Annotated in this window: 17 protein-coding genes; 3 read left to right on the forward strand and 14 right to left on the reverse strand. The window is 61.7% G+C overall.

Going from position 1 to position 18535, the window contains the following annotated elements:
- Nucleotide 1: 1 nt before the first annotated feature.
- From kdgD to J1G35_RS08090, 8 genes are all read right to left on the reverse strand, one after another.
- On the reverse strand, nt 2–913 hold the full coding sequence (gene kdgD, locus J1G35_RS08055; protein WP_223014439.1) for a 5-dehydro-4-deoxyglucarate dehydratase: 912 nt from the start codon (nt 911–913) through the stop codon (nt 2–4).
- 200 nt (nt 914–1113) lie between these two features.
- Nucleotides 1114–1890, reverse strand: coding sequence for an ABC transporter ATP-binding protein (locus J1G35_RS08060; RefSeq protein WP_223014441.1), 777 nt, complete (start codon nt 1888–1890; stop codon nt 1114–1116).
- 11 nt (nt 1891–1901) lie between these two features.
- A complete protein-coding gene (locus tag J1G35_RS08065; protein WP_027603511.1) occupies nt 1902–2741 on the reverse strand; it encodes an ABC transporter ATP-binding protein in 840 nt (279 codons plus the stop codon).
- 14 nt (nt 2742–2755) lie between these two features.
- Nucleotides 2756–3673, reverse strand: coding sequence for an ABC transporter permease (locus tag J1G35_RS08070; protein ID WP_027603510.1), 918 nt, complete (start codon nt 3671–3673; stop codon nt 2756–2758).
- Nucleotides 3674–3715: 42 nt separating this feature from the next.
- Entirely contained in the window at nt 3716–5326 is a 1611-nt protein-coding gene (locus tag J1G35_RS08075) for an ABC transporter substrate-binding protein (RefSeq protein ID WP_223014443.1), read from the reverse strand.
- Between the two features lie 45 nt (nt 5327–5371).
- Complete coding sequence (locus tag J1G35_RS08080; RefSeq protein ID WP_027603508.1) at nt 5372–6409, reverse strand: ABC transporter permease; 1038 nt, start codon at nt 6407–6409, stop codon at nt 5372–5374.
- Between the two features lie 20 nt (nt 6410–6429).
- Nucleotides 6430–8040, reverse strand: coding sequence for an ABC transporter substrate-binding protein (locus J1G35_RS08085; RefSeq protein ID WP_223014445.1), 1611 nt, complete (start codon nt 8038–8040; stop codon nt 6430–6432).
- A 72-nt stretch (nt 8041–8112) separates the two neighbouring features.
- Complete coding sequence (locus tag J1G35_RS08090) at nt 8113–9267, reverse strand: mandelate racemase family protein (protein ID WP_053139633.1); 1155 nt, start codon at nt 9265–9267, stop codon at nt 8113–8115.
- Between the two features lie 359 nt (nt 9268–9626).
- On the opposite strand from J1G35_RS08090, the gene J1G35_RS08095 reads away from it, so the two are divergent.
- On the forward strand, nt 9627–10352 hold the full coding sequence (locus tag J1G35_RS08095; protein ID WP_053139634.1) for an oligogalacturonate-specific porin KdgM family protein: 726 nt from the start codon (nt 9627–9629) through the stop codon (nt 10350–10352).
- Nucleotides 10353–10433: 81 nt separating this feature from the next.
- Nucleotides 10434–11267 carry an NAD(P)-dependent oxidoreductase gene (locus J1G35_RS08100; protein WP_223014447.1) on the forward strand — a complete coding sequence of 278 codons (834 nt, stop codon included), beginning with the start codon at nt 10434–10436 and terminating at the stop codon, nt 11265–11267.
- Here J1G35_RS08100 and J1G35_RS08105 read toward each other — a convergent pair.
- Nucleotides 11207–11986: a FadR/GntR family transcriptional regulator gene (locus J1G35_RS08105; RefSeq protein WP_223014449.1), complete on the reverse strand. Its 780-nt coding sequence runs from the start codon at nt 11984–11986 to the stop codon at nt 11207–11209. The two genes, J1G35_RS08100 and J1G35_RS08105, sit on opposite strands and share 61 nt — an antisense overlap.
- A 220-nt stretch (nt 11987–12206) precedes the next feature.
- Between J1G35_RS08105 and J1G35_RS08110 the strand changes: the two genes are divergently transcribed.
- A complete protein-coding gene (locus tag J1G35_RS08110; protein ID WP_223014451.1) occupies nt 12207–13070 on the forward strand; it encodes a sensor domain-containing diguanylate cyclase in 864 nt (287 codons plus the stop codon).
- 62 nt (nt 13071–13132) lie between these two features.
- On the opposite strand, the gene J1G35_RS08115 is transcribed toward J1G35_RS08110, so the two are convergent.
- The 5 genes from J1G35_RS08115 to hpaR all read right to left on the reverse strand — a co-directional run bounded on the left by J1G35_RS08115 (nt 13133) and on the right by hpaR (nt 18425).
- Nucleotides 13133–14581 (reverse strand): amidase family protein, encoded by a 1449-nt coding sequence (locus J1G35_RS08115; protein ID WP_223014453.1) that lies wholly within the window; start codon nt 14579–14581, stop codon nt 13133–13135.
- Nucleotides 14582–14597: 16 nt separating this feature from the next.
- Entirely contained in the window at nt 14598–15830 is a 1233-nt protein-coding gene (locus J1G35_RS08120; RefSeq protein WP_223014455.1) for an MFS transporter, read from the reverse strand.
- A 10-nt stretch (nt 15831–15840) separates the two neighbouring features.
- Nucleotides 15841–16773, reverse strand: a complete 933-nt coding sequence (locus tag J1G35_RS08125; RefSeq protein ID WP_223014457.1) for a transporter — start codon at nt 16771–16773, stop codon at nt 15841–15843.
- Between the two features lie 68 nt (nt 16774–16841).
- Nucleotides 16842–17834 (reverse strand): helix-turn-helix domain-containing protein, encoded by a 993-nt coding sequence (locus J1G35_RS08130; protein ID WP_223014459.1) that lies wholly within the window; start codon nt 17832–17834, stop codon nt 16842–16844.
- Between the two features lie 168 nt (nt 17835–18002).
- The gene (gene hpaR, locus J1G35_RS08135) at nt 18003–18425 is read right to left on the reverse strand and encodes a homoprotocatechuate degradation operon regulator HpaR (RefSeq protein WP_053139645.1); all 423 of its coding nucleotides are present in this window, start codon (nt 18423–18425) and stop codon (nt 18003–18005) included.
- Between the last annotated feature and the right edge of the window lie 110 nt (nt 18426–18535).

The raw sequence follows: 18535 nt of genomic DNA on the forward strand, positions 1-18535 counted from the left end.
CTTACTGGGCGCCCAATGCCTTGATCAGCACGTCCAACTGCTCCACTTCTTGAGGCAGCAAGTCGGTCAACGGCGCGCGCACCGGGCCGGCGTCGTGGCCGACCAGGCGTGCACCGGCCTTTACGATACTCACGCCATAACCTTCGCAGCGGTTGCGGATCGCCAGGTACGGCAGGAAGAAATCATCGATCAAGCGGCCCACGGTGGCGTGGTCGTCGGCGGCCACCGCGCGGTAGAAATCCATCGCGGTTTTCGGGATGAAGTTGAACACCGCCGAGGAATACACCGGCACGCCCAGGGCCTTGTAGGCCGCGGCATAGACTTCCGCGGTCGGCAGCCCGCCAAGGTAGGTCAGGCGGTCGCCGAGGCGGCGACGGATCGACACCATCGATTCGACTTCACCGATGCCGTCCTTGAAACCGATCAGGTTCGGGCAGCGCTCGGCCAACTGTTCCAGGCTGTCGGCGTTGAGACGGCACAGGTTGCGGTTGTACACCACCACGCCGAAATCCACCGAGTTGCACACCTGCTCAACGTGGGCCACCAGGCCTTTCTGGCTGGCTTCAGTGAGGTAGTGAGGCATCAGCAGAATACCGGCGGCACCGAGGCGCTCGGCCTCCTGGGCGTAGGCAATGGCCTGGCGTGTAGGGCCACCGGCACCGGCGAGGATGGGCACCTGGCCTTTGCAGGTGTCCACGGCAGTCTTGATGATCTGGGTGTATTCCTTGGACTCCAGGGAGAAGAATTCCCCGGTGCCCCCCGCCGCGAACAACGCGCTGGCGCCGTAAGGTGCCAGCCACTCCAGGCGGCGGGCATAGGTGTCGGCACGGAAGTCACCGGCCGCGTCAAAGTCGGTAACCGGGAACGAGAGCAAGCCGGAAGACAGGACTGTTTTTAGTTCTTGTGGCGTCATGTTCGCAAACCTCAAATCGAAAAATAAAGGGGGATACCTAAAGAGGTAAGTCATCGTACAACTGTAAGAGAGTGTTAGCTAGCCTCTAAGCGCTTTAGTTTGCGCCATTATCATTTGATCAATAAAAACAGAGACTTACGTGCAATAAACATGAATGCACGCATCTTGACCCACCCATAGTCATACGATGACTACAGAAATCAGCCGACCTTACGCCCGACAGACTCCTGACTGAAATCACGACTGGCCTGCACCAGCATGCGCGTGTAGTCGTGCGCAGCCTGGTCCTGACTCAAGGCCTGGCAGTCGAGCAATTCGACGATCCTGCCGTGCTGCATCACCGCCACCCGGTCGCACAAGTGAGTGACCACCCCCAGGTCATGGGTGACCAGCAGATAGGTGAGTTTCTCGCGCTGGCGCAGGTCCGCCAGCAAGTTGAGGATCTCGGCCTGCACCGACACATCCAGGGCCGAGGTCGGTTCATCCAGCAACAGCACGCGGGGCTCAAGGATCAATGCGCGCGCAATGGCCACGCGCTGGCGCTGCCCACCGGACAACTGATGCGGATAGCGAAAGCGGAAGCTGTCGTTCAGGCCGACCTTGAGCAGGATCTCGTTGATCCGGTCGTCCTTGTCCCCTACCCCGTGGATAATCAGCGGCTCGCGCAGGGCGGTGTCGATGGTGTGCCTGGGGTGCAGGGAGCCGTAGGGGTCCTGGAAGACCATCTGTACTTTGCGAAAATGTTCCTTGGGAATCTTGTGCTGCAACGGCGCGCCGGCGATGCTCAGCTCCCCGTTCCAATGCCGGTACTGCCCGGCCAGGCAGCGCAGCACGGTGGTCTTGCCCGAACCGGACTCCCCCACCAGGCCGAACGATTCGCCGTCGGCGACACTCAGGCTCACATCGTGCAGCACCTGGTTGATGGCAGCGCCGGTGCCGAAACTCAGGTTCAAGGCGTGCGCTTGGATCATGGGCATGGTCAGGTTCCTTATTGAGTCAGCCAGAGTGGATCGCGCTTGAGCACCGGCAGGTGCACGCGGCGGTTATCCATGCTCGGCAGCGCGGCCAGCAGGCCACGGGTGTAGGGATGCTCGGCGTATTGCAGGTCACAGGCGGCCAGGGATTCGACGACGCGCCCGGCGTACATCACCAGCACGCGGTCACAGTAGTTGCGCACCAGGTTGAGGTCGTGACTGACAAAAATCAGCCCCATCTGCTGCTGGTCCACCAACTCTTCCAGCACGCTGAGCACTTGCTGGCGCACCGAGACATCCAGCGCCGACGTGGGCTCATCGGCAATGATCACTTCCGGACGCGTGATCACCATCATCGCGATCATGATGCGCTGGCCCATACCGCCGGACACCTCGTGGGGGTACAGGTTGTAGACCCGCTTCGGATCGCGGATATGCACCTGCTCGAGCATCTGCATGACCCGTTCGCGCGCATCACTGCGACTGGCCTTGTGGTGGGCCAGGTAGGCTTCGGCAATCTGGTCGCCCACCTTGACCACCGGGTTCAGCGAGTACTTGGGGTCTTGCATGATCATCGAGATGCGCTGGCCGCGAATCTTCTGCATCGCCTTTTCACTGGCCGAGAGCAGGTCGACCTCGCCAAACGCCATGGCCTTGGCGGTGATTCTGGCGCTGGGCGGATGCAGCTTGAGCAGGCTGCGCCCGACGGTGGACTTGCCTGAGCCGGACTCACCGACAATCGCCAGTTTCTCCCGCCCCAAGGTAAAGGACACATCGCGCACGGCATGGGTTTCTTTCTGGCCACTGACGAAGCGCACATTAAGCCCTTCGACATTCAGTTTGATGGCGGACATAAGGTGTTCTCCGATTATTCGCTGCGCGGATCAAGGATGTCCCGCAGGCCATCGCCCAACAGGTTGAAGGCCAGGCTGACCAACATGATCGCCGCCCCGGGAACCGCCACCAGCCACCAGCACTCGAGCATGTAGCGGCGCCCGGTGGAAATCATCGCACCCCACTCCGGCAGCGGCGCCTGGGCACCCAGGCCGAGGAAGCCCAAAGCGGCGGCGGTGAGGATGATCCCGGCCATGTTCATGGTCAGGCGGATGATCACCGAGGACAGGCACATCGGCACGATATGGCGCAGGATAATCCGCGCCGGCGACGCGCCTTGCAGCTCCACGGCGACGACAAAGTCGGCGTTGCGCAGGGACAGGGTTTCAGCCCGCGCGAGCCGCGCAATCGGTGGCCATGAGGTCAAGGCAATCGCCACCACCGCATGCTCCAGGCCAGGGCCCAGGGCGGCGATAAAGGCCAGCGCCAGGACCAGGCTGGGGAAGGAAATAAAGATGTCGGTCAGGCGCATGAACACGGTATCGACCGCCCCGCCGAAGTAGCCCGAGACGGTGCCGATAAACAGCCCGATGGGACCGACGATCACGGTTACCAGCGCAATGATGTACAGCGTGATCCGCGAGCCATAGACCAGCCGACTGAAAATATCGCGGCCGTATTCGTCGGTGCCGAACCAGTGCGCCGAGCCCGGCGCCTGCAAGGCAGTGGCGAGGTTCTGCGCGACCGGGTCATGGGTGGCGATCCACGGCGCAAAGGCCGCGACCACCACCAAGAGCAGCGCAACCAGCAGGCCCGCCAGGGTCATGGGGTTACGCAACAGGTGACGCAGCACCCGCAGGCCGCTCTTGCAGAAGGCATCGAAGCTGGAGCCCGGCGAGCGATCCACCGGCCGCTTCGCCGCCGTGTCGATGGAAGACAGATTGGCATTCATAAGCATCTTCTCTGTGTGAATTCTGAAGGGCCGCAGCCCCACTCAACGCTGCTTGTAGACACCCAGGTAACGGGTGGCCTCGGCATCGTCACCACTGAAACCCTTGACGTCGGCAGCGCTGACCACGGTGTCGGTCATCTGCGAGATCATCAGGATCGGCCCCACCTGCTGGTCATAGAGCGTCTGCGCCTGGTGATACAGGCTGACCCGCTGTGCCGAATCGCGCGTCACGCCCGCCTGGTCGATCAGGCTGTTGAGCTGCGGATTGAAGAATGAAGCGCGCCAGCCCTGGAAGTTCGGCAAGCCGGCGTCATCGCTGTTGTTGGGGTTGTAGGCGAAGGTGCGCAGGCTGAAATACGGATGCGGATAGCGCTCGGCGCCACGGGCCACGATGATCTCGAAATTGCGCGCGCGCATGGCGCCGTAGACCTGGTTGCCGGTGCCGGTGACGATGCTGGCCTTGATCCCGCCCTCAGCCAGGGTCGCTTGCAGGCGCGCGGCGATGTCGATGAACGGCGGCTCCGACAGCGTGCGAATGGTGGTGCTGAAACCGTTGGGGTAACCCGCCTCGGCGAGCAGCTTTTTCGCCTTGGCCACATCCATGTGATAGCCCGGATCCGGCAAGCGCGCTTCCAGCCCCAACTGCATCGGCTGCTGATTGAGCTTGCCGTAATACGGCATCACCTGTTCATCCAGGCCCTTGTAGTCGATCAGGTTGCGCACGGCTTCACGCACCTGAGTCTTGGCAAACTCGGGTTGCTTCATGCTCATCGCCACGTAGTACATGGTGCCGCGCGGCAATGACTGCACCTGGATCTTGTCCGAACCGTCGATGGCGCGAATGTCCGGCGCCGCCATGCCGTAGGCCAGGTCGAGGTCGCCGCGTTCGAGCATCAGGCGCAAGGATTGGGATTCGGTCATGTGCCGTACCACCACGCGCTTGAGCTTCGCCGCGCCGCCCCAGTAGCCGTCGAAACGGGTCAGCAGCAGCGAATCGTTGGCGCTCCATTTGGTCAGCACGAAGGGGCCACTGCCCGCCTCGTTCGTCACCAGCCAGCCGGCGCCGAGGTCGCCGTTTTTCTCATGCGCCAGGGCCGTCTTGCGGTCCACCACCACGGCGCTCGGCGAGATCGCCAGGGAGTCCACCAGCAGCAGCGGGTCCATGGTCTGCGGCAGGTCGATGACCAGGGTGTGGGCGTCCGTGGCGCGGATCAGCGATTGGATATTCTCGACGCTGTAGCCGTAGGCCTTCCAGGTGGTGGCCAGGCCGAAATTGAGCTTCATCACCCGGTACAGCGACCACGCCACGTCCTCGGCGGTCAGCGGGTTGCCCGAATGGAATTTCACATCCTGGCGCAGATGAAAGGTCACCTGCTTGCCGTCTTCGCTGATGTCCCAGCGTTCGGCCAATTGCGGCAGGTGTTTTTCCGGGTTGCCCTGGTCGCGCTTGATCAGCGTGTCGTAGAGGTTGGCGTTGACGCCGGAGGCATCCAGGCCGGGCGCATTGGCCGGATCGATGGAAAACAGGTTGACCATGCTCATGCCGACGATCAATTGATCGGCGGGGGTCTTGGCGCTGGCCGTTGTCATCGGCCCAAGGGCGAGCATCGCCGTCAACAGGCCAAGGTGCAGTGTTGAAAATACCGTCTTCATGCAAAATTCCTTCTTTTTATAGTTTTATCGGTACGGCGCAGTGCGTTAACGGGTACGGGGGTCGAACACCTTGTACAAGGCGTCGCTGATCAGGTTGAGCGCGACGAAAATCAAGCCGATCACCAACACACAGCCCATCACCGCGTTCATGTCGCCGAGCATCAGGCTGCTGGTCAGGTACTGGCCGAACCCCGGCCAGGCAAACACGGTTTCGATCAGCACCGCGCCCTCCAGCAACGAGCCGTAGGCCAGCGCGACCACCGTCAGCAACTGCACGAGGATGTTGCGAAACGCATGCCCCCACACCACCTGGCGACGGGACAGGCCCTTGACCCGCGCGGTGATGATGTACTCCTGGGACAGCTGCTCGAGCATGAAGCTGCGGGTCATGCGGCTGATATACGCCACCGAGTTCAGGCCGAGGATCAGCGCCGGCAACACGATGTGGCGCAGGGCGCTGGCGAAGGCATCCCAGTCACGTGCCAGGGTCGAGTCGATCAGCAGCAGGCCGGTGACCTCGGGCACCATGCCGTCGTAGGCCAGGTCGATGCGCCCCGCTCCACCGGCCCAGCCGAGCCAGGCGTAGAACACCAGCAGCCCCATCATGCCCAGCCAGAAAATCGGCGTGGAGTAGCCGAACAAAGTGATCACCCGCGCCACGTGATCGCCGAGGCGCCCTTGGTTGCTGGCGGCACAGACGCCCAGCGGCAAACCGATCAGCACGCCGAACAGGATCGCCAGGGTGGCCAGTTCGATGGTCGCGGGGAATACCCGCAGGATATCGTCGAGTACCGGGTGGCCGGTCAACAGCGCATTGCCGAAGTCACCGTGGAGCAGGTCGTTGAGGTAAAGACCGAATTGGGTCCAGATCGGCTTGTCCAGGCCCATCGACCGGTACACCTGATCGTAGGTGGAACTGTCGGCATCCGGCCCGACTACCGCCAGCACGGGGTCGAGCGGCATGACCCGGCCGATGATGAACGTCAGGGCCAGCAGGCCGAGCAAGGTCACCAGCACCGTACCGGCACGCCGGGCTGTGTTGGACGCGCGAGCGCCCATGACAGAGGCAGTCATAACAAACATAGTGAGCTCCTGATAATCGGTCAGCGCTTCTTGTAGACGTCTTTGTAGCGCGTGGTCGCGGCGGTATGGCCCTGGAAATCGGCCACGTCGTCGTACACCACCACGGTGTCGGTCATTTGCGAGACCGGCAAAATGGCCCCGACCTGCCGGTCGACCTGCTCCTGGATGTCACGGTATTGGGCCAGTTGCTTGCCTGTGTCAGGCTCGACTTCGGCGCGCTCGATCAGCTGGTTCAGCTCAGGGCTGTAGAAGGACGTGCGCCAGCCCTGGAAGTTGGTCAGCTTGGCTTCATCGCGGTTATCCGGGTTGTACACCAGCGTACGCAGGCTGGAGTGCGGATGGCGTTCCGCGCCGCCACCGCCGCGGCCGACGATGATGTCGAAGTTGCGCTCACGCATCGCACCGTAGATCTGGTTGCCCGTGCCGGTGATGATGCTGGCGTCGATACCGGCCTGGGCCAGGGTCGACTGCAGGTTGGAGGCAATGTTGATAAACGGCGGTTCGGCGAGCACGCGAATAGTGGTCTTGAAACCGTTCGGGTAACCGGCCTCGGCCAGCCAGGCCTTGGCCTGCTCGACGTTGAGCGTGTAACCCGGATCCGGCAGGCGTGCGGCCAGGCCCAGCGGCAGCGGTCGTTGGTTGATCACGCCGTAATGAGGCATGACGGTCTGGTTGATGCCCTGGTAATCGATCAGCGCACGCACGGCCTTGCGCACACGCGCATCGGCAAACATCGGTTGCTTCACACTCAGGGCGACGTAGTACAGGGTGCCGCGCTGCAAGGTCTGGGTGCGGACCTTCTCGCTTTTCTGCAGGGCTTCGATGTCCGGCGCAGACATGCCTTTGGCGATGTCCAGGTCGCCGCGCTCGATCATCAGGCGCAACGACTGCGACTCGGTCATGTTGCGCATGACGATGCGCTTGAGCTTGGCCGGGCCGCCCCAGTACCCGTCGAAACGGGTCATCAGGATCACGTCGTTGGCGCGCCAGTCATTGAGCACAAACGCACCGCTGCCGGCGGCGTGAGTCACCAGCCAGGCGGCGCCCATGTCGTTGTTTTTCTGGTGTTCGAGGACTTTTTTGCGATCAAGGACAAACGCACTCGGCGAGGTCGCCAGGGTGTTGAGCACCAGCAGCGGGTCGGTCGGACGCGGCAGCTCGATCACGAAGGTCGTGGCATCCGTGGCACGCATGTAGCGCTCGACGTTTTCAGCCGTAAAGCCGTAGGCCTTCCAGGTGGAAGCCAGCGCCAGGTTGAGCTTGAGCACGCGCTGCAACGACCAGGCAACGTCTTCGGCACTCAGGTCATTGCCGGACTGGAATTTCACGCCGGTGCGCAGGTTGAAGGTCAGGGTCTTGCGGTCATCACTGACCTGCCAGCGCTCGGCCAGCGCCGGTACCAGGCGATCCGGCTGGGCAACGTCCTGCACCAGCAACATGTCATAGAGATTGGCGTTGATCTCCGACACGTCCAGGCCGGTGGCCGCCGCCGGGTCAAGGGACAGCAGGTTGATCATGCTCATGCCGACAATCAACTGGTCAGCCGGCGTTTTGGCAAAGCTTGCAGGTACAGCGGTAACGGCCAGGGCGGCGACGAATACCCGCGCCCACAGCGAAGGGAAAATGCTCATAACAAGAGTGCCTTTTTTATATTTATAGGGCTCTTGATCAGCCCGACTTATGCCGGACTGACCGTGTACACGTCAGAAGCTTTTAAGCGTGTTGGTTTCGATGAAGTTGAAATCGATGTCTTCACCCAGGCCCGGCAAGTCGGACAGGTGCACAAAACCATCGCTGTCCATCGGGTCTACCAGACGCTTGAGGTAGGCCGGTACTTCGTCGTAATCCAGGTACGGGTGCAACAGGCCACGTTCATACCAGGTGCAGTTCTTGATCGCGCCGACGACAGCCAGGTTAGCCGCGCCGTTGCCATGAATCTCGCAATCCATGCCGAAGGATTCAGCCAGGTGCGCAACCTTCAGGCACGGCGCAATGCCGCCGACGCCCGCCACGCCGGCGCGCAAGATATCGCATACATCGTGCTTGACCCAACTGGCACGGGCGAGGTGTTTGCCGGACAGGGTTTCCGGGCCCAGCACCGGAATGTCCAACTGCCCCGCCAGCCAGGCATAGGACTCGGCGGACTCTTCCATCATCGGTTCTTCGAACCAGGCGAAGTCGAGCTTCTCCAGCTCACGCCCGATGTACAGCGCTTCGGTGCGGCTGTACCAGTGATAACCATCGAGCATCAGGGCGATGTCGGGGCCGACCGCTTCACGTACCGCTGCACAAGCCTGCACGTCGATACGCGGGCTCGGGGCAAAGGACACCGGCGGCATCCAGGTGTGCAGCTTGATGGCCTTGTAGCCGCGCTGCACCAGGGTCTCGGCAAAACGACCGTAGTCTTCAGGAGTCGCCAGGCCACCGGGCAGTTCGTCGCCACACATGGTGGAGCCGTAGGCCGGCACCTTGTCGCGGAAACCACCAATCAACTTGTGCACCGGCACACCCAGTTTGCGCCCGGCCCAATCCCACAGGGCCTGTTCGACCAGCGCCAAGGCGCGGTCGGTCAACTGGCTGGCACTGCCACGCTGCCAATGCGCGAGGTCGTGCCAGATTTTTTCGCGATCGAAGGCGTTCTGCCCCACCAGCACTTTGCGCACGAAACCATCGAGCACATACGGGCGGATCAGTTCGGGGGCGCCGAAGGCATAACCCTCGTGGCCGTCTTCGGTCTGGATGCGCAGCAAAGCCATCTGCGCCTGGGTGACATCACCCGGGTGCGCATGGCCGGCGCTGTCCACTGCGCGGCGGGTCGGGTAGGAAAACACCTGAACGTTGACTGCTGTGATTCTCATGGACGTCGTAAGCCTTCTTATTGGATTTGTGACGGGAGTGTCGTCTGTTGCGACCGATCATAGGTCATCGTACAACACTTGAAAAGACCCAATAACCCGCCCCTCATCTGCATACATTTTCAGTAAATCCCGACAAAACCCTTATTTTTAAAGACAACCAAGGAATAACCTGGATTGCTTTAAATCCCTATTCACTGGGCGTATATATTTCAAGATGTTTCAAAACTACCGATAACCCATAGACGAGTCGTCTTGTCGTACGATAACGTATATCGGCACATTAGATGAGAGCCATACGCAACAACTCACTGCCGTAGCAACCGTCAAACGACCCTAACAAAAACAAAAAAGAAGACCGTATGAACACCACCCTACGCACGCTCGTTACTGCCCTGACCCTCGGCCTGCCGCTGTATGTCAGCGCTGACTCTGCCAGCATCAACTACCGCCACCAGTTCACCGAGGAGGACAGCGCCCACGCTGACCGAATCAAGCTCAACTACCGCCTGGACAGTGGCCTGGGATTTGAAGCGGAAATGAAATACCGCACCGCCGGAGACCGTGAAGACGTCGCCTACGACAACATGGTCAACAACGGGCACGAGTTCACCGTGAGCTACAACTACAAACTCAGCGCGCAATCGACGTTGACCCCGGCGTTCCAGATGGACAGCTCGAAAGACTCGACCACCTACAAGTTCGGCCTCAAGTACAACTACAAGATCAACGACGCCTTCTACGCCGCCACGCGCTATCGCCTGGATGCGAAGAAGCTGGACCGCGATCAGGTCAACGAGGACTTGCCCGACCACATCAAGGATGACCAGACCACCCATCGTTTCGAGGGCTGGCTCGGCTACACGCCGGCCAGTAAGTGGGCGTATGAATATCAGTTCATCTACTTCAAGACTGACTACATCCGCTACGACAACAAGAAGAGCGATTACGAACAGAACCTGATCGTCAAATACAAGCTCAACAAGGAATGGGCCCCGTTCATGGAGATTGGTGATGTGAAGGTCAACTCCACGTCCGAAGACCGCCAGGCGCGGTGGCGCCTGGGCATCCAGTACAACTTCATGTAAAGCCCCCACGACTTGCCTGGCGAGTGCGCATCGCTCGACAGGCAAGCCACCTGCATTCAGCGTTCAATGGAAGACCTGACCATGACCACACAACCCAAACCCTTCACGCGCATCTTGCTCACCGGCGCCGCCGGCGGCCTGGGGCAAATCCTGCGGAACACCTTGCACGCCCATGCCGACATCGTCCGCGCCTCGGACATCAGCCCCATGACGCCCAGCCGGGGTGAACACGACGAAGTGATCACCTGCAACCTGGCCGACAAGGCTGCCGTGGCGGCGCTGGTCAACGGCGTCGACGCTATCGTTCATCTGGGCGGGATTTCGGTGGAGCGGCCGTTCGAGGAGATTCTCGATGCCAATATTCGCGGCACGTTCCACATTTATGAGGCGGCGCGACAACAGGGGGTCAAGCGGATTGTGTTTGCCAGTTCCAACCACGTCACCGGTTTCTATCCTCAGGACGTTGAACTGGACGTGCACTCACCGCGCCGTCCGGATGGCTACTACGCCCTTTCCAAGGCCTACGGCGAAGACCTGGCGGCGTTCTACTTTCACCGCTATGGGATTGAAACCGTGAGCCTGCGCATTGGCTCGTCGTTCCCCGAGCCGCGCAACCGGCGGATGCTTTCGACCTGGCTGAGCTACACCGACCTGGACCATCTGGTGGCGCGCGCCCTGCTGACCAAGGAGGTTGGGCACAGTGTGGTGTATGGCGTCTCGGCCAATCGCGATCGCTGGTGGAGTACTCGGCACACGGAACACCTGGGCTTTGCACCCAAGGACAGCTCGGAAGCGTTTCGCGCCAAGGTCGAGCAGCAACCGCCGGCGGCGGCTGATGAACCGGGCAGCGGGCTTCAGGGCGGCGCGTTCACTGCGGCCGGACCGTTCGACAACTCGGCGGCGGCGGCTTCATAGGCCCGGCGCATACGCTCGCGACTGTTGGACAGATGCAGGCGCATCGCCGCCCGAGCCGCGTCGGCGTCACGGCGCAGGATGGCTTTGTAGATGTCCTCATGCTCACGACTCAGGCGCTCCAGGAAGGGCTCCTTGTTGTCGTTGGCCAAGCGTTTTGAGTGCAGGCGTGTACGCGGCAGGATGTTGACCCCCAGGTGCAACATGATGTCGGTGAAGTAGCGATTGCCGGTGGCCAACGCGATCTGCTGATGAAACTGAAAGTCTGCCGACACCGCGTAGTCGGCACTCACCGCCCGCGAGTTCAGCGCATCCAGCGAGTCGCGCATCACCTGCAATTGCTGGTCGGTCCGCCCCACGCACGCCAAGCCGGCAGCCTCCACCTCCAGGCTGATGCGCAACTCCAGCACAGCCAGCACATCCTGCAGGGTCACGATGCTGTCCGGATCGATCCGAAACCCGCTGGGGCTGGGAATATCCTTCACGAACGTACCGACGCCGTGGCGGGTTTCCACCAGGCCCGAGGCTTGCAAGCGCGAAATAGCCTCACGCACCACCGTGCGGCTCACACCATGCTCGGCCATGACTTCGGATTCGGTGGGCAACTTGGTGGCACGCGGCAGCTCACCGGTACAGATGCGCCGGGAAAGCTCGGTGACCAGTTCTTCGGCCAGGCTGCGATGCCGGCGGCGAACGGTAGGCTGGACGTTCGGGTTGTCCATCAAGAACGGGTATCTCGGTTAGCGAAGGAACCCGCATCATAGCGCATTCGGTTGTACGACAACCTTTCCTGTCCGTTCGCAGCGCCTTTGCCTACACGAAAGCCTCTGCCAGGCCGCTCTCGACGGTTACTGAGCGGACTAAAAATGTGCAGGATTGCTCAACGCCTCGGTTCATGATCGGGCTATGATCGGCCGATATGAACCGGACGCCCGATGCCCCATGCCCGTTGACCTGCAAGCGCTGTACCCAAAACTGATCCACCTGATGCTGGATACGGTGTTTGTCGTCGACGGTGACAGCCAGATTGTCTTCGTGAGCGATGCCTGCGAGGCGCTGCTCGGCTACCGAGCCGACGAACTGATCGGCACCCTGATCACTCACTACATGCACCCCGAAGACCTGGCGCGCACCCGGGCCTCGATTGTGCGGGTCATGAATGGCCAATCCCATGTCGACTTCCGCAACCGCTATCTACGCAAGGATGGCAGTGTCGTGCACATCCTGTGGGCAGCCTTCTGGTCCCAAGAGGTGGGCGCACGGATCGGGGTCGCCCGGGATGTGACGGCGCTCACACAGGCCGAGGAAGAACTGCGCTTCCTCGCCCATCATGATCCGCTGACCGCCCTGACCAATCGCTCGCTGTTCAATGATCGACTGGACCGCGCCCTGCACCTGGCGCAGTCCCACAGCCGCAGCCTGGCGTTGCTGTTTCTGGACATCAATGACTTCAAGGGCATCAACGATGTGCATGGCCATGCCATGGGCGATCGCGTGCTGTGTGTGATTGCACGACGCTTGGAACGCTGCGTCCTCGACAGCGACCTGGTGGCGCGCATGGGTGGTGATGAGTTCACGGTGCTGCTGACGGATATCCCGTCGCGGGAGGCTATTTCTGCCAAGGTGGTGCAGATACTCGCGGTCATGGCCGAGCCGCTGGGCCCCGAGTTTGGCGGGGTAGTGATGCCGTCCTGCAGTATCGGCGTGGCGGTTTATCCCCAGGACGGAGAGGACGCCGACAGCCTGCTCAGCCATGCGGACGGAGACATGTACCGGGTAAAAAGGCGCCGATCTGCGGCAGAGTGACAAGGCGGGGTTTCGCATCGGGCAGGTCGGTCACCCGCCCAATGCAGAACCCCCTCAGACGCTTACAACCGACAGGCATTGACCAGCGGTACCCGACCGCGCCAGGGCTGGGCCCGCTCCAACTGCCCCGCGAGGGCAAACAAGGTACTTTCTTCGCCAAAGCGCGCGGCGAAATGAGCGCCCATCGGCAAGCCGGCAGCGCTCCAGTACAACGGCACCGACATCGCCGGTTGCCCGCTGGCATTGAACAGTGCCGTGAACGGCGAGTAGCTGTGGAACTGTTCAATCAGATCTTCCAGGCTCAGACGGTCGTCCTGCAGATCCAGCTCACCGATTGGCAACGGCTCGCGTGCCAGGGTCGGCGTGAGGATCAGGTCGTAATCCTGCATGAACACCGCCAACTGCCGACCCAAGGCATGAATCCACTCCACGGCCCCCGCGTACTGCGCACCACTGACATCGCCCTTGCTGCGCAAAATGATGCGGGTGCGAGCTTCCAGCTCTTCAGGCTGCACGGCGAAACCGCGCACCTGGCCCAACACATCAACATAGTGGCGAGTACTTGCACCAATGATGGTGAAGACCTGATCGAGAAACGTCGGCAACACCACCGGCAAGCTGACCGGTTCAACGCGGTGGCCCAGGGATTCGCACAACCTGGCGGCCTGGCGCACGGCTTCCACACTTTCGCTGGAAGTCGGCCAAGGCCCGAGGTGCTCAACCAGGGCGATGCGCAGCGGCCGAGGGTCATGCTGCAGCGCGCTGACATAGGGCTGTGCCTGCAGCGGCGCAGCATAAGGTGCACCCAGGTCGATCCCGGCCGTGGCATCCAACAGCGCGGCGCTGTCACGTACTGACAAGGTAATCGCATGGGGGGTGCCCATCCCGGCCCAGCCCTCGCCGATCATCGGCCCGGACGGCAACAGCCCACGGCTGGGTTTGAAGCCGAACACCCCACAGCAGGACGCCGGCACACGCAAGGAACCGCCGCCATCGTTGCCATGGGCAAACGGTACGACGCGCGCCGCCACCAAGGCTGCCGCGCCGCCGCTGGAACCGCCGGCACTGTGGCCGATATTCCAGGGGTTGCGTGTGGCGCCAAAGCGGTTGGACTCGGTGGAGTACGACGTGCCGAACTCGGGTGAGGTGCTGGTGCCGAGAATCACACACCCGGCACGGCGGATACGGCTTACGTGTTCGGCTTCAAAGTCCGCGCGAGCGCCTCCCAACGCCTGCGAGCCATTGGTCATCGCCGCGCCGTTAACCGGTGAAAACAGGTCCTTGATCAAGGTCGGTACCCCGGTAAACACACCGTGGCCGGGGCGCAACGTGCGTGCCGACTGCCGCGCCGACTCGTAAAGCCGCTCGGCCACCGCATTCAGCTGCGGTTCGACCCGTTCGATACGCTCAATCACCGCTTCCAGCAGCTCGCCGGGCTGCACCTCACCGCGCCTGACCCATTCGGCCAAACCGGTGGCGTCCTCGCTGTCCAGCAGGTTGTGGATGTCCATGTTCGTCTCCTATTGATTATGAATGACTTGATCCGAATGCCTGGGTCAGCGCTTTGCGCCGTGCTTGCAGGCCTGCCAGTGCCCAGGCCAGGGCCGAGGCAAAACTGGCACAGGCCAGCCACAGGATTGAACGACGTACGTCACCCGAGTAAACGCTGAGCAAGGCCACCACCAGCGGGCTGACAAATTGACCGAAATACAGAAACGCCGTGAACCCACCCAAGCCGCGCCCACGGGTTTTCGCGCTCAGGGCATTCATCACCGGCGCCATCGCGTTGGGCACCAGCAGCCCGGCGCCCAGGCCATGGATCAGCACTGCCACAAACACCATGCTGTAGCTCGGTGCGCGCATCAGCAGCCACAATCCCAGGCCCAACAGGCTCAGCAACAGCGCATTGCAGCCCGGGATACCGATACGCCGGCGCAGCAGCGGCCAGGCTAACGAACCGCCCAGGGTCGCCAGCAGACTGCCCCCCGCCGACAGCCCGATCATCGTGCTTGAAGTAATGCCGAGGCTGACGAGTAAAACCGGCGCCTGGATCGGCACGATAAAACTCAGCACCATCCCACTGAGGATCAGCAGATAACCGAGCACCAGGGGCAGCACGGCCACCCTGCCCTGTTCAGCCACCTCGGCGGGCTGGCGAGCGGCGGCGGGCTCCCACAGCACCTTGATCATCATCGGCACCAACAACAGTGGCAGCAGGTACAGCAGAAATGGCAGGCGCCAGGAGTGTTCGCCCAACGCGCCGCCCACGACATAGAACAGCGAGCCGACCAAACCGATGGTGACCACCTGCCGGTTGATGTAGCGCAACCGCTCCTCGCCCTGCCAATAGTCGGCAATCAGCGTGGCGCAACAGGTCATCACCGCAGCTTCCGCCGCACCGAACAGCAGGCGCACGCCGACGATGGCGGGCAAGTTATCCAGCAGCGCCGGGATGGCCCCGAGCACGGCATATAACAGGGTAGCGATCACCAGCAACGCCTTGCGCCCGACCCGGTCGGCCAACCAGCCGGCCAGCGGCGCGCACAGCGCAATCGCCAGTGCCGGCCCGGTGACCGCCAACGGCACCAACAAGTCGGCACGCGGTTCCAGCGCACCGAACTCGGCGCCCAGCTTGGGCAGGATCGGCGCCACCATGGCCGCGCCCATGATGGTCAGGCTGCTGCCCAGCATCAGCACCAGCCCTTCACGGCGCCCGGTGGCTTGCCGTGGTGATGGGGAATCGGAATGTGATGAGTTCATGGCCAGCCCCTTAGAAACTTTGAGAAATGCGCAGCGCCACGGTGTAGCCCTCGGCACGGTTGCGGGCATCGGTTTCCTTATAGGCATGCAGCCAGATGGGTGGCAGACCGGGCTTGAAGTAACTCACTGCCGGACCGACAGCCAACACCCGCGCGCGGTTGCCCGATTGCAGCCCCGGCGCATCGTCATCGCTGAACTGCCGGTAGTAGTAGCCGCCCAGGCCCAGGGTCCACGGCCCCACGTGCTGGCCCACGGCAAACTCGTGGCGGTACTCGACACCGTTCTTGTAATCGGTCGCGGGGTTACGGGTATTGAGGTCGACTTCAAAGCTGGAAGAAACCTCGAAGCCACTGTCGGTGATGTAAGTAGCGTTGACGATCGGCGAGAACGTCCAGTGATTGAGCCCTGGGGAGACCAGCCGGTTCTTGTCGTAATCCCCCGTGGGCGTCTGGATCTGCAACTGCGTGTTGATAAACAGATTCGGCGACAGGTTCCACTGCAGGATCAGCGGCAACAGTTGCACGTCGGCCATTCGAAACGGATCGGCCTCCAGGCTCAGCGGCCCCCCCGGCGTCTGCACCTTGATGGAAGCGTCCATCTTGAAAAACGGCACCACCGCGCCGAAACCATAGGTGGCGCCCAATACGGTGTAATCGGTCATGCGCATATAGGCGACGCCGATGGACAGCACATCCAGTGAGAAGTGGTTGTCGACAGCGCGCCCTTGGCGATCCTTCTGCACGTTGGCCGAATAGAATGCCGTGCGCAGCCCCACAGTTCCGAAAGGCGTGGCCGGCGGCATCATCCCTGCGCCGAAGTCATACACGCCGACGGCGGTGGTCGGCGTACCGTTCTCGGTGGCCTGGACACTGGCACAGCAACCCAGTAGCCCCAGGGTGAACAGCGTCATGCGTGCGACGCTTGCGTTATTGTTATGAATCATCGAATGCCCCTCCCATCAAGTGGTGTGGGCCATCCTAGTAACGCGCGACGTGAGCCGGTTATCCGTTTTCAGCAGAGTTGCGTGCGGCGCAGGGTCTGTGAGGGGCTTTCGCCAAACAGGGTGCGGTAATCGCTGGAAAACCGGCTCAAATGCCAGAAACCCCAGCGCGCCGCCACTTCCTGTACACCATGGGCCTGGGTGCTCGTTCGCAGTTCGCGGCGCACTGCATTGAGGCGCAGCGCACGCAGATAGGCCACCGGGTTGATGCCCAGGGTTTCCTGAAAACAGTATTGGAGTTTGCGCCGGCTGGCGCCGATGTGATTGCACAGATCAAGGATCGACAGCGGTTCGTCGAGGTGACTCAACGCGTACTCGCGGGCGCGGTCGACCATCCTTTTGCGCGCCGTGGGGTTGAGGGGTGGCGCCTGGTCCGGCGCGATCAACTCCAGCACATGCAGCATCACCGCATCGCGTATGCCGCGCCGGATCGAATCGTGCCCCAGCACGGCATCACGGCCCTGATCGCAGTTCGCCAGTTCATCGAACAACGCCGCGAGGTCACGTTGCACGGATGAATGGCCCAAGCGGTAACACTTGGGAAGATCGGTAATTCGAAACTGACTGCCTTGACGCTCCAGCACATGTTCGAGTGCGTGCTCTTCAATGGCCACCCCGAGCAGATCCAGGTGCTGTGGGGTGCGCAGGTCGGGAAGATTTTCACCGTGGGCCACCAATAGGCTGGGCTCGTGGATCGGATGGCCCGAGCAATACACCGGACCGTTGGCACTCAAGGGAATGCTGAAGGTGATTGCGCCCTTCCAGGCCGCGCCACGTTTGATCATGGCCTGGTTAGAGCGGTCGCGCACCAGTTGCATCCAGTCCGAACGGAACGCCACCAACTCACCGGTGAAGGGGCCGGGGGATAACTGATCGTAGCGAACCTGCCAGCCGTCCATATTGCGCGCGTGTTCGTCGATGTCGCTGGTCAGAAAACGCTGGAGGGGTAGCGTCGGTGCAAGCACCACCGAGGCCATAGGCGTCAGCACATTATTATTGTTCATTGACCCAACCTTTTTCAGTTGCAAGGCTTACAGGTCATATCGCACGCAAGTTCCATTCCGAACCCGGGGCAGCTCGTGCAGGTGTGCCGAAAACGGATAGTGAGGATTGGCGTCCGCGATGCCTTCTACGGGCAAAGACGTTCACCTATTAATGAAATATTGGCGCGTTCAAGGCTTGATGTTTTTCAGCTCATTGAGCAAGCCCAGCAACTGCTCCATCTTCTCGGCGCCAAACTGCTCTTCGATCTTCTGATAGTTGCTTTCCATGCCTTCGCTCATGGAGACGAAGCATTGCTGGCCGCGCTCGGTGAGGCCCACGAACACCCGGCGTTGGTCCTGGCTGGACTTGTGCCGACGCACCAGACCGTCGCGCTCCAGACGCGTCAACACACCGGTCATGCTCGGCTTGAGGATGCAGGCCTGCTGGGCGAGCTGATGGCTTTCGAGTTCGCCCTGCTGGCGCAGGATGCGAATGACCCGCCACTGTTGCTCAGTCAATTCATGCTTGTTCAGGGCCGGGCGGAAGAAAGCCATTGCGGCTTCACGGGCTTGCAGCAGGGTCAGTGTCAGCGAAGGTCTGGGGTTGGCCATGACGGCACCACTTGAATGGGCGAGTCGGCAGCTTAGTGTCGCCGGCCAGCGGCTGCAAGCGGCGTTGGCGCTGTGAAAAGTACAATCGGTTCCGCGTAAAAGCCATTCTG

The sequence above is a fragment of the Pseudomonas sp. SH10-3B genome (assembly GCF_019891415.1).
GTDB lineage: Bacteria > Pseudomonadota > Gammaproteobacteria > Pseudomonadales > Pseudomonadaceae > Aquipseudomonas.